Annotated in this window: 8 protein-coding genes; 1 reads left to right on the top strand and 7 read right to left on the bottom strand. The window is 49.6% G+C overall.

What is annotated here, in order from left to right:
- Positions 1–177: 177 nt before the first annotated feature.
- A complete protein-coding gene (locus AB1611_18995) occupies positions 178–1,137 on the bottom strand; it encodes an HD domain-containing phosphohydrolase (GenBank protein ID MEW6381670.1) in 960 nt (319 codons plus the stop codon).
- A 445-nt stretch (positions 1,138–1,582) separates the two neighbouring features.
- Here AB1611_18995 and AB1611_18990 point away from each other — a divergent pair, with 445 nt between their 5' ends.
- A complete protein-coding gene (locus AB1611_18990) occupies positions 1,583–4,024 on the top strand; it encodes a DUF3536 domain-containing protein (GenBank protein ID MEW6381669.1) in 2,442 nt (813 codons plus the stop codon).
- Positions 4,025–4,056: 32 nt separating this feature from the next.
- On the opposite strand, the gene AB1611_18985 is transcribed toward AB1611_18990, so the two are convergent.
- The 6 genes from AB1611_18985 to rplC form a co-directional block, all read right to left on the bottom strand.
- Positions 4,057–5,412 carry a DUF1015 domain-containing protein gene (locus tag AB1611_18985; GenBank protein ID MEW6381668.1) on the bottom strand — a complete coding sequence of 452 codons (1,356 nt, stop codon included), beginning with the start codon at positions 5,410–5,412 and terminating at the stop codon, positions 4,057–4,059.
- A gap of 16 nt (positions 5,413–5,428) precedes the next feature.
- Positions 5,429–6,544, bottom strand: coding sequence for a hypothetical protein (locus AB1611_18980; protein MEW6381667.1), 1,116 nt, complete (start codon positions 6,542–6,544; stop codon positions 5,429–5,431).
- A 32-nt stretch (positions 6,545–6,576) separates the two neighbouring features.
- Positions 6,577–7,485 (bottom strand): hypothetical protein, encoded by a 909-nt coding sequence (locus AB1611_18975; GenBank protein ID MEW6381666.1) that lies wholly within the window; start codon positions 7,483–7,485, stop codon positions 6,577–6,579.
- A gap of 136 nt (positions 7,486–7,621) precedes the next feature.
- A complete protein-coding gene (locus tag AB1611_18970) occupies positions 7,622–8,689 on the bottom strand; it encodes a phosphotransacetylase family protein (protein MEW6381665.1) in 1,068 nt (355 codons plus the stop codon).
- A gap of 42 nt (positions 8,690–8,731) precedes the next feature.
- Positions 8,732–10,831 carry an acetate--CoA ligase alpha subunit gene (gene acs / locus AB1611_18965; GenBank protein ID MEW6381664.1) on the bottom strand — a complete coding sequence of 700 codons (2,100 nt, stop codon included), beginning with the start codon at positions 10,829–10,831 and terminating at the stop codon, positions 8,732–8,734.
- A gap of 59 nt (positions 10,832–10,890) precedes the next feature.
- Positions 10,891–11,550 carry a 50S ribosomal protein L3 gene (gene rplC / locus AB1611_18960; protein MEW6381663.1) on the bottom strand — a complete coding sequence of 220 codons (660 nt, stop codon included), beginning with the start codon at positions 11,548–11,550 and terminating at the stop codon, positions 10,891–10,893.
- Positions 11,551–11,740 lie beyond the last annotated feature (190 nt).

The following is an 11,740-nucleotide window of genomic DNA, read 5'->3' as shown; positions in this document are numbered from 1 at the left end:
ACAAAAATAGAGTAAAAAAGAATATAATATCAATTTGATAGTAAGAAAAAATATTCCCGGTTAGGTTAGCATGTATCCAATTGTTTGTCAATGAAGTACATTGCGGGAAAAGAAACATGTCTGCAGGTATGGCTTATTGAACTCGTTTCCCGGGATCAGCGAGCTCGACTGAAATTATTAGTGTGAAGGCGTATCGAGGTTAATTACTCGAAGAATATAATTATCTTCTTCTTCGAGCAGGTCGATAGTCTGCATCTCCCCTCGGTAGTCACGTCCATCACGATCATAATAAACAGTGACTTCCGGGCTCAAGGGGGCTCCAGAGTAGACCTTGGTTACTATCCCCACTTCACCTCCGGCCAACCGTACACAAGTCCCAAGGGGATAAAGCGACAGGGCGTTAATTAAACCATTAGCCATAGTTCGGTCTAACTGGTTTTTGGAAAGCTGAAGAATAGATTGCAAGGCATCGAAGGGGAGTGCACATTTACGGTAAGGACGAAAGTGGGTCATGGATTCAAAGCAGTCGGCGATAGCAATAATTTTAGCGAACTCATGGATATTTTTACCATTGATCCCTTCAGGATAACCGCTGCCATCTTCCCGTTCATGTTCCTGAATAACCGCTTTTTCAAGGTCTTCACTAACTCTGGTGAACTTATCGAGGAGAAGCAATCCCTGATTGGGATGCTGCCGGAGTTTCTCCCGCTGTTCCGGGGTGAAGGCTTCAGCAGAATAGATCAGCCCCTCCAGAGCAAACATACCGATGTCATGCAGCAGTGCAGCAAATCCAAGCTCAAGGAGCTCCTCATCGGAGTAATTCAAAGTCCGTCCGATAAGCAGGGAGATAAGACAGACATTGAGAGAGTTGTGGAGTTGGAACTTTTTCTGGTTTGAAATAAGGGCCAGCGTGAGGATCTCGTTATAATCGATGGGAAGTTGAGAGATCATCTCGTGTAACAGTTGCTTAACGATGTTGATCTTTTTCACCGGAAATGATGAAGGGGAATTGACCAGGCTTTCGAAGTTCATAAGAAGAATATCGTAAACTTCAGAATAGTGAGACCTGGTGGCGAATTGTTGCTGGCTGAGTTGCATCAGAATATTTTTTTTCGTTGGATCAATGATTTCTTTCATTGTGTGGATTTCCTTATTCTCGGTAAGATCAAAGCATATACTATTATAGTAAATTAATAATCCAGGGTTCAAGTAAAAAGTACCGCCCGGAATATATTCTTTCAACGGTGCAGCGAATGAGCATTTTCCCGGCCTGTAAAATAAGTCGGATAAACCAGGTGAAAGTTATGCTGAAGAATGAAACATAATTTCACTGATGGTCATGTCATGGTCATGAGAAGGCGGAATGGTCATTTGCGTTAAATTTGGCTTGATTTATGAGGCGGATATATGTAAAATAAGCATAAATATTTCTTGCTTCCATCTTTTTTGTATTCTCGATGTTCCAAAGTGATCGCATTCTCATTGCTTCAGTTGACAGAGTGAGCAAAAGGTGTTATTACTTAAAAAAATAATGCTCACCATCAGGAGTAATAATTCATTTATACTAATCGTGTGATATAACGTGGAAAAATATTTTTGTATTCATGGGCATTTCTATCAGCCCCCCCGGGAGAACCCCTGGCTGGAGGAAATTGAAGTTCAACCTACGGCCACTCCCTATCATGATTGGAATGATAAGATCGCTGCCGAGTGCTACTCGCCCAATTCCGCCTCTCGGATCATTGACGGTAAGAATCAGATTCTGAAGATAATAAACAATTACCAGAAATTAAGCTTTAATTTTGGGCCTGCACTCCTTTCCTGGTTAAAAAAATATGTGCCGGAAACTTACAGCCGAATAGTAGAGGCAGACCGTCTCAGCCAGAAGGAGCGGTCAGGACATGGTAATGCCATTGCTCAGGGGTATAATCATCTCATTATGCCCCTGGCTTCGAAGAGGGACCAACAGACCCAGACGATCTGGGCCATCAGGGATTTTGAATATCATTTTCATCGAAAACCGGAAGGAATGTGGCTGCCCGAAGCAGCGGTTAACATGGAAGTTCTGCAAACCTTGAGTGAGCAGGGCATTCAATTTACGATCCTGGCTCCTCATCAGGCCCGCAGGATTCGGAAAATCGGGGCTGAAGAATGGATGGAAACCGGGCAGGGTAATATTGATCCGACACTTGCCTATAAGTGCTTTCTCAGGGATGGCCGCTCGATTGTCATCTTTTTTTACGATGCTCCCATCTCTTTCTCGATCGCTTTTGACCGGGTACTGGAAAGCGGCGATTACTTCGTCCAGAGAATCATGAAAGGATTTAACGATGGCCGGGTCTGGCCCCAGATTCTGCATCTGGCTACAGACGGGGAATCTTACGGCCATCACTTCAAGTTTGGTGAGATGGCGCTGACCTATGCCCTTGACTACATCGAAAGGAATAATATTGCCAGGCTTACCAATTATGCCGAGTATCTGGAAAAACATCCTCCCAAGTTTCAGGTGGAAATTTTTGAAAACACCTCATGGAGCTGTGCTCACGGGATCCAGCGCTGGCGAGCCAACTGCGGCTGCAATTCAGGCAGGTATTATGGCTGGAATCAGCAGTGGAGGCAGCCTTTGCGCGAGGGGCTGGACAGGCTGAAGGCAGCCCTTGATGAGCTGTTCGAGCGGGAAGGAAGGCGGTATCTGGCAGACCCTTGGGCGGCCAGGGACGCATATATCAGTGTTATTCTTGACCGTGCACAGGACAATGTCGAGCGGTTTCTGGCTGAGTACCGGCAGCACCCTCTTCAGCAATCTGAAAAGGTTCAGGCTCTGAAGCTCCTGGAGATGCAGCGCTGCGGCCTGCTCATGTTTACCAGTTGCGGCTGGTTTTTCGATGATATTTCAGGAATCGAGACAGTTCAGATTCTTAAATATGCGGCCAGGGCCATCCAACTGGCCCGTGAGGTCGGCGGACCGCCGGAGATTGACAAGATATTGCTCGACAAACTGGCCGAAGCCAGAAGCAATGTTTCCGAAATGGGAACTGGCGCGGATATTTTCCGCAAAGTAGTTCTCCCCTCTCAGGTTGACTTTCGGAGGGTCTTATCCCACTATGCCATCAGCTCTCTCTATGAGGATTACGAGCAGCAGCAGGAAATTTACAGCTATCGGGTAACGAGGAAGGATTTTGACAAGAAGGAGGCAAATTCCAGTCACCTGGCTGTTGGCACCGTCACGGTGTCAAGCCTGATCACCTGGGAGACCTACGAGGCTGCATTTACTGTCTTTCATCCGGCAGGTCTTGATCTTCGCTCCTACATACTTACCGATTCGGAAGGTGCACTGCCCGGTCACGAAGTCAGGCAAAACCTCCTGGCACACTTTGCCCAATCTGATATCGAAGGGGTCAACCGGATCATTGCAGAGAATTATGGAGCAAATTATTTGAGTCTCGGCGAGCTGTTCATAGAGGAGCGAATCAAGATTACTTCACTGATCAGCAAGCATATTCTGAAACACTTCACCGATACCTACCGCAATCTCTACCGTGAGCACTATCAGATGATGGACTATCTGCGGAAGGTGGAGGTTCCTATTCCCAAGGGATTTTTAGTGGCTGCGGAATATTTTCTCTATGATGAGTTTATCAGCAGATTGAAAAACCTGGCAATTCCGGCAGACTGCGATAGCTGCAGCCGCCTTTCCAGCATCATGCAGCAGGCCGAACACTGGCAGGTAAAGCTTTCGACCCAGGAAGCGGGCCTTCTGATCCGCCAGCAACTGGAGAACAGGCTTCGCCTGCTTGCCAGCGATCCATCCACCAGCGACCTTTCAACCATTCGGCAGCTTTTTTCCATAGCTGAGAAGCTTCAACTGTCCATGAACCTTTGGCAGATGCAGAATTTCTTCCAAAGCCTTTTGCTCAATTATCCTGGGGTGCTGCGGGCTGAAGCTCCCGGCCTGAACCTGTCCCACGAAAGGGTTGAAGAGCTGCGGCAGATGGGGAGACTGCTGAAGTTTAACGTGGGGTAGGAAGCTCAGCAGCCAGGCGTTAAAGTGGCAGTTTAATCCTCAGCAATCCTTCGCAGGACAAGGCCGGTCGGCAGTTTGGGATAGAAGAAAGTTGATTTTTGGGGCATCTGCTGGCCGATGCGGGCAATCTGGTTAACCATATGAATCGGGGTCGGATTCACGAAGACAGCCATCTGGGATTCCTGGCTGTTGACATCGTCGATCGCCTCCCGATAATCGTGAGAGAACCCCAGACAGGTCTCCTTGACCAGGCTGGTATGAGTGCCCAGGATATGGTTAACCAGGAGATGGTCCAGAATGGTTACCGGCAGTTGCTTGCAGATGGAAGGCTGGTCGCTGGAGATTTCCCTCTCGATATCGACTTCCGGCTTCAGGGTGAGCAGATAGTAGTTTTTATCTCCGGTATACAGGCCGAAGGCAGAAAGATGGCGGTTTCCTTTCTCCGACAGGTGGGAAAACATCTTCTCCCGTGCCTGCCGCTCGCTGCTGGTCAGGCCATCAAAGGGATAGCCGTCGATCCTGAAGTATTGGCTGACGATCGTCTTCCAGTTCCGGAGGGTTTCCGCCGGCAGATTCCTGAGCAGCCGATGGTAGGGAAGAATGGTCAGACCGGGCTCATCCATACTGGCAAAATACATCATCACAAAGGAGGCTGCATTGCGGGATGATGCGGTTGCAGGCAGGGTGCACTGCTGCATCTGTCGGCAGTAGGTCAGGGCGGTTTCGTACCGGTGGTGTCCGTCAGCCAGGAGCACGAATTTGGGTTGCATTTCACCAATAATCCCTTGAATAATGCGGGATGAAGTTATCCTCCACACCCGATGGAGGATCCGCTCCTGGGAAAGGATATCGATAAAGGGTCTGGTGCCAGCCTTGGCCTCATCGAGCAGAGTACCAATCGTGCGGGACGGATCAGGATAGAGAGCGAAAATCGGGCTGAGATTGGTCCGGCAGGCATGAATGAGCTTTAATCGGTCCTCTTTTGGTTTAGCGAGGGTTTTTTCATGGGGCAGGACCTTGCCTGAACCGTATTCCTCCAGCCTGATAAGGGCAGTAAACCCTGTGCGGACCAGTTTTTGTCCACTCCCCGGCAGGGTGTATTCATCCTCCATGAGATAGATGCACTCTTCGGTATCCTGGCGGAGGATCCCCTCCCGGAGCCAGGATCGCAGCGAATGAGCTGCCCGGGTATATTGATTATTCGATTCATCGTCCTGGGGCTCGGATTTTCCTTTGATCAGCCGGATAATGTTATACGGGCTATTTTGATAGAGTCTCTCTCTGGCTTCATCGGAGATAACATCATACGGCGGCGCGATGACCAAAGAGAGATTTTGTACGAACTCCTGATTATAGACAATACCCTGAAATGGTTTAATTTCAGCCATGCTTTTCCTGCTCCCTCTACATGACTCCCCCAAGGATCATCCGGCGGCAGGATTCACTCGCCCCGGCAAGTCTCTCAAGGTTTTCCCTGGTAACGAGTTCAAGCAGGGGGAATAAATCGGGCTCATGGGAGAACAGCTCATTGACGAGAGATGGATGGACCTTGAGTTTATCGGTTTGAATAGTATGAAGGTCCCAGTTGCCGATCAGCTCCAGGACTCCCTCTTTTCCCTGGTTGTAAAAAACATCGCTGATGATGGCCAGGATGGCGGAATTACCCGACATAACAGCCACTTCAGCAGCTTGAAGTGCAGCCTTGTCCCCATTGAAGGAGACAGCCAGACCGCCTGATTTCCTCACCCATGAAAGAGCATCCGCGTCCAGGATACTGCCGCCGAAATAGAGTATTCCCTCGGCAGGATTACCCGTTTTTTCAAGGCTGTCTTTGACGGCAGTCACTTTTTCGATTCCGGTCAGAGCGGCACCCTGGGTCAGGATTTTTCCAATCTCCATACCGCTGATTTCTTCAGTGAGTATAATCTCAAGCCTCCGGCAATAGGGAAGATGTTCAGGAACGAGCGCCGTTGAGGAAACTGCCGACCTTTGAGTCCAGGACAACGGGGGCATGTTAATGATTTCGTCGGCGAGGTCTTTCAGGGTCTCCAGCTCGGATATAGTTATCGCCGTGGAATCAAGGTCCATCGGCGTATAATAAGCTTCCTCATCCCTGAAACCAAGCAGGTGGCCCAGGGACTCAATGAATGGCCGGTAGGCAGAGCTGACGAAAAAGCAGGGGATGCCGCAGGCCCGGATCATATCCAGAAACTTTCCGGCTCCAGGTACGAGTGAGATGCTGACGGTCGAATATTCCGCGATCCGCCGGTCAGTAGCTCCGAAGGCTTTGAGAAAGGGCAAAAGATAACAAAGGAATTTACCCGGCTGATAGGGAGATGTCAGCTTTGCCCCGCTGAGCTTTGCCTCACTGAGAAAACTGTCATACCGCTGAAGGCGTGAAAACAGAACATTCCCCTGGGGGATAAAATGACAGGCAAGCTCATAGGCAATACTGTTTCTGGTAATCAGGCCCTGGCAGGCCAGATTGACCTGCCGCCGGCAAGAATATTCCTGTTTCAATCCTTTATTCTTGAGGACATCCGGGCGGTAGATCAGGCAAGCCCTGCTTCCTCATCCTCCTCCTCGAAATACTCCTCCTCTTCCTCTTCCTCTTCACCTTCCTCCTGTTCAATAAGGAAGGTCTCAATTTCCTGCGTCAGGCAGTAGCCGTTCACGAGAAGCTCTCCGTTGCGGTAGACCATCCGGTCTTCGATTCTGATCACTCCAGTAATGATATCCTGGAGGGTAAGGTTGATGAGAGGACTTTCCAGTTCTTCTCCAGCTTCTTTGATGGCCGAAAACAGAGGAATACTTTCTCCCTCGGTGGCCATGAGCTGGCTCAGGGGCTGGGTTCGCATCCTTCTGTCCAGATCCTGCCAGAAAGAGGAAAATTCTTTTCTTTTGATAAAATAGTTACAATACGTGATGGGAATCCCCCGCTCGGTGTCATCTTCGGTCAAAAGGTGCAGGGTGGCCCCTGCTTCAGCGCTTCTGGTTCCGATCAACTGCCAGATAACAGTCGGCCAGGTGCCCGAAGGTCCATCGGGGAGAGCGGATCGAAACTGAATTGCGGTATATTTCCTGACAAATTCAATGCTGATCCTGGGGGTATAACCCACCAGGAGAGCGATATCTATTGGGTAATTGGAAATTTTTTCCATTACCTGCCGGTGGTATTCTTCGTACCAGTCGGGTGGAAAACCGGTTTCCTGTTCGGCAGGGTGAGATTTGAGGTCTTTTTGGAATTCCAGAGAGGAATGAGTTATCAGGTTAATTCCCAGCTCCTGGACGGAAGTAAGAAACTGATCACTTTTTGAATCTTCCCCTTTACGGCGGTTGCAAAAAAGATAGGCGATATCAACATTCAGACCTAATTCATGAATTGCCTTGTAGGTGCCGGTAAAAAGATCATGAGCCTTGCTATCCTCAGCAGTGGTAAACCATCCAATAGTTAAAGACATAGCTTATCTGTTTTCTCCCTCATGCAATTATGGTTTGGAACACCTTGACAATACAGGAACTTCCATTTCCTTTCCGTGAATTTCTTCCGCTGATCGCAGATAAATAGCAGATAAATATATGATCTCAGTCGTTAAATCAGGCCAATCCGATTTTTTTGTACAAGAGAGGAAAATCTATCCTCTGGTCGATAAGCTCAACTGCCCGGTTCACCTTCCGTTGATCCCGGACCCGGATTCGGCCAAATATCCGCTCTACCTTCTCGACCGTAGCCTGCGTATCATCCTTGGCCACCATAACCGGAACATTATGTTCCTCTGCCTGGACGAGAATGAGATCACTGGGATAGAGATTCCCGGTTAAAATGATGCACTTGGTGGATGTCTCCAAAGCTGCCAGTTGAATTTCCGGTCGGTCTCCCCCGGTAATGACCGCTTTGTTTTTTTTCTGGCGAAAATATTTGAGCGCCCGGTCAACGGTCATGGCGCCGATAGTATAGCTTTCGACCAATTCATCCAGCCTGTCGTTGCAGCAGAGGACTTCGGCGTTCAGCGTGGAGCCTAATTCTTTTACCGTGACCGCATTCAGCAGTTGATCGTAGGGAATGATACCGAAGGTATCGATCCCCCGTGAGCTTAAGAAAGGGGCAATCCTGCGCTCGACGTACTCAATTCTTTCCGGGGCGACCCGGTTCAGGATAACGCCGATGAGCCGCTCTTTCAGGGCTTCTTTAACTCCCAGAATGCAATCCACGCAAACTTCGGTGGTAAAGCGGTCGATCAGGATAACCTGGGTATTCAGAAGCTTCTGGGCAATATACAAGCCGGAAAGGCCCAGGAAAGCTCCTTCATATAAATCGCTTCCTCCTCCAACCAGCATAATGTCCCGGCCTTCCGATAATTTGAGATGGGCTTCGATCAATTTTCCTTCCAGCCCCTCTGTCTTGTTCCGATATGCCTGCACTATCATGTCCTGAGTGACGACAATAGGACAAATGGTATCCAGTGGCTCACGGAGAGAGAGCGCTTTGGCGATGAAAATGGCATCCTCATCGGTGATTACATCCCCCACCTGGGCAGTGGGTTTGCCAATAGGTTTCATATAACTGAAGTGGAAACCATCCCGCGCAAATCGGGTTCCGAGCCCTAAACAGACCATGCTCTTTCCCGAATAACCGGCCGTTGATCCGATGTATAAGGAAATCATTATCTTCCCTCCAGAGCAAATGAGTTTAACATCATAATACGGTTAGTTTGGGCTGATGGTAAACCGAGCATCTACGGCCACGGCCCCTTGACCAGATTCTTTCATAAGCAGCGGATTAATGTCCGCCTCTAAAATTTCAGGAAAATCAACAGCCAGTTGTGAGAGCCGAAGGAGGGCTTCGACAATGGCTTCGATGTCAACGGTCTTCTGCCCCCGCACCCCTGCCAGCATCGGGTATGACTTGATCTCCGTGATCATGGCCTGTGCCTCCTCCCGGCAGATGGGAGCGATTCGGAAAGAGACATCCTTGAGCACTTCGACATAAATCCCACCAAGCCCAAACATGATGAGAGGACCGAACTGGGGGTCTCTGGCCATACCTAAAATGACCTCTCGCTTTCCTTCATACATCTTTTGGATGGATACTCCCTGAATCAGGGCATGAGGCATAAACTTGCGGACTTTGGCCATGATTTCCTGGAAGGCGGCATGAACCTCTTCAGGAGTTTTCAATCCTACCTTCACACCCCCGACATCCGATTTATGCAGGATTTCCGGAGATACAATCTTGAGGACCACCGGATAGCCGATCCCTTCGGCCAGGGCAACGGCCATATCGGAATCCTCGGCCACTCGGGAAGACGGCACTTCAAATCCATAGGCGGCCAGAATCTCTCTGGCTTTCAGATCACCGATTTCAACCTGCCCCGTGTTTCGAATCTGATCGATAATCTGACGGACCCGGCCCCTGTCCGCCTCAAGAGACACATACGTGAGCGGCGGTTGCTCCTGCCATCGCCGGTATTTCCACATCTTGTGAAACGACTCGATAGCATGCTCAGGATAGCTGTAGTTCGGTATTCTATATTTTGCCAGCCGCTCGATTCCCTCCCTGACCGCATACTCTCCCATAAAGGATGCCAGAATCGGCTTTTCGGTGGACATCGAAACCTCACCAATGACCTCCGCCGTCTGCGGTATCTCGGTCATGGCCTGCGGGGTGAGAATGACCAGTACGCCATGTACCTTGGGGTCCTCCAGCACCACTTCCAGTGTTTTCTGGTATCTGTCCGCCCTGGCATCTCCCAGGATATCGACAGGATTATAGACACCCGCTGCCGGAGGAAGCAGAGTAGCCAGCTTGTCGGTTGTTTCCTTAGCGAGAAAAAGAAGATTGATGTTATTTTTTTCCGCAGCATCCGCTGCCAGAATCCCTGGTCCTCCTGCATTGGTAATGATGGCCAGGTTCGGCCCCTTGGGCAGCGGCTGATAGGCAAAGGCCAGGGCATAGTTAAAAAGCTCCTCGATGGTCCTGGCCCGGATGACTCCCGTCTGCTTAAAGGCTGATTCAAAGGCGACATCCGATCCGGTAAGGCTGCCGGTATGGGAGGATGCAGCCCTCGTCCCCGCCGAGGTGCTTCCCGATTTGGTAATGACGATCGGCTTGACTTTGCTTACCTGCCTGGCTTTATGCAGAAATTCCTGTCCCTTCTCTATTCCTTCCAGGTACCCCAGAATGACTTTGGAATCATGGTCCTGACATAAGGATTCCAGGATGCTGCTTTCAGCAAGGTCAGCCTTGTTGCCAAGACTGATGAATTTGGAAAACCCGATTTTTTGGCCTACTGCCCAGTCCAGAATTGCAGTGCCAAGAGCACCTGACTGAGAGAAAAAAGCGATGTTTCCCCTGGGGGGCATCTCACTGGAAAAGGATGCGTTCAGGCTGGTCGAGGTATTGATGAGCCCCAGGCAATTCGGCCCCAGAATGCGTATCCCATATTCGTGCGCTGTCTGCAAAAGCTCTTTTTCCCGCAGCGCACCATCCTTCCCCGCTTCCTTAAAGCCTGCCGAGATAACGATAGCTGCCTTGATCCCCTTTTGAGCGCATTGGATAAGAGCTTCCTTGACATACTGGGCCGGAATGACGATGACGGCCAGATCAACCTGGCCGTCCGGAAGATCCATGATTCCGGCATAAACTTTTTTCCCCAGAATAGTGCTGGCCTTGGGGTTAATGGGGAAAACTTGCCCGGAGAAGCCACCGAGAAGCAAGTTCTTGACAATCTCATGACCAACCTTCCCCTGTTCTCTCGAAGCGCCAACGATTGCCACTGACCGTGGAGAGAAAAATTTATCGAGCATTTTTTACCCTTATTGAGTCTTGGTGGGCCTTATTGAGCCTTATTTACGCTCATTTACCCCTATTTGCCATTCTTGACCGCCTTCTTAATCGCCTTTTGGATAATCACTATTCCATTATTGGCTCCAGGAACAGCCCCCTTTATCAGAATCAGATTCTGTTCCGGCCGGATATCGACAACTTTCAGGTTCTGCACGGTTATCCGCTCATTGCCCATACGTCCGGCCATCCGCAGACCCTTGAATACCCGGCCGGGATAGGTGTTGCTGCCGACGGAACCGCCGTGCCGGCTGTAATCGTGGGTCCCGTGAGCCCCCGGAGCCCCGCGGAATCCATGCCGCTTGATGACCCCGGCAAACCCCCGGCCCTTTGAATTGCCAATAACATCAATATAATCACCAGCCTGAAAGAGCTGATCGGCCTTGATTTCCTGGCCTACTTCATAATTGCCTATTTCGGCCTCATCCAGCCGCATCTCTTTGAGGATTTTTTTCGGAGCAACGCCTGCTTTTTTAAAATGCCCCTGAAGCGGTTTGATTGTCCGGGACTCTTTTTTGTCTAAAAATCCCAATTGAATGGCATTGTAATGATCGGTACCTTTCACTTTTTTCTGTACCACCGTGCAGGGATCGACCTGAATAACGGTTACCGGCACCGCCTCTCCGCCTTCCCGTAAAAGCTGCGTCATTCCAAGCTTTTTCCCTAAAATACCCATCGGCATATTTACTCTCCTTGTTCTACTGAAGTTGTTCTCTTGAGGTTGCTCTATCCTGTTTTTCTGATAGCTGAGATTGACTTTCAGCCACTATTATCTATTTTTCGGCAACCAGAATGCCATACTCTAGCTAAAAGAGCAATTATGGCACCTTCGCCAAGGAATGTCAAGATGCGGCGTGACCGTGATTTCGGAC

The sequence above is a fragment of the bacterium genome, assembly GCA_040755755.1.
GTDB lineage: Bacteria > SZUA-182 > SZUA-182 > DTGQ01 > DTGQ01 > DTGQ01.
The sequence above is the reverse complement of the archived record's forward strand: the minus strand, read 5'-3'. Positions and strand labels throughout refer to the sequence as shown.

Bases quoted from the DNA above. Each gene is read 5' to 3' on its own strand.
- AB1611_18995 (MEW6381670.1), bottom strand. From the start codon at position 1,137: ATGAAAGAAATCATTGATCCAACGAAAAAAAATATTCTGATGCAACTC.
- AB1611_18985 (MEW6381668.1), bottom strand. From the start codon at position 5,412: ATGGCTGAAATTAAACCATTTCAGGGTATTGTCTATAATCAGGAGTTC.
- AB1611_18975 (MEW6381666.1), bottom strand. From the start codon at position 7,485: ATGTCTTTAACTATTGGATGGTTTACCACTGCTGAGGATAGCAAGGCT.
- AB1611_18970 (MEW6381665.1), bottom strand. From the start codon at position 8,689: ATGATTTCCTTATACATCGGATCAACGGCCGGTTATTCGGGAAAGAGC.
- acs (MEW6381664.1), bottom strand. From the start codon at position 10,831: ATGCTCGATAAATTTTTCTCTCCACGGTCAGTGGCAATCGTTGGCGCT.
- rplC (MEW6381663.1), bottom strand. From the start codon at position 11,550: ATGCCGATGGGTATTTTAGGGAAAAAGCTTGGAATGACGCAGCTTTTA.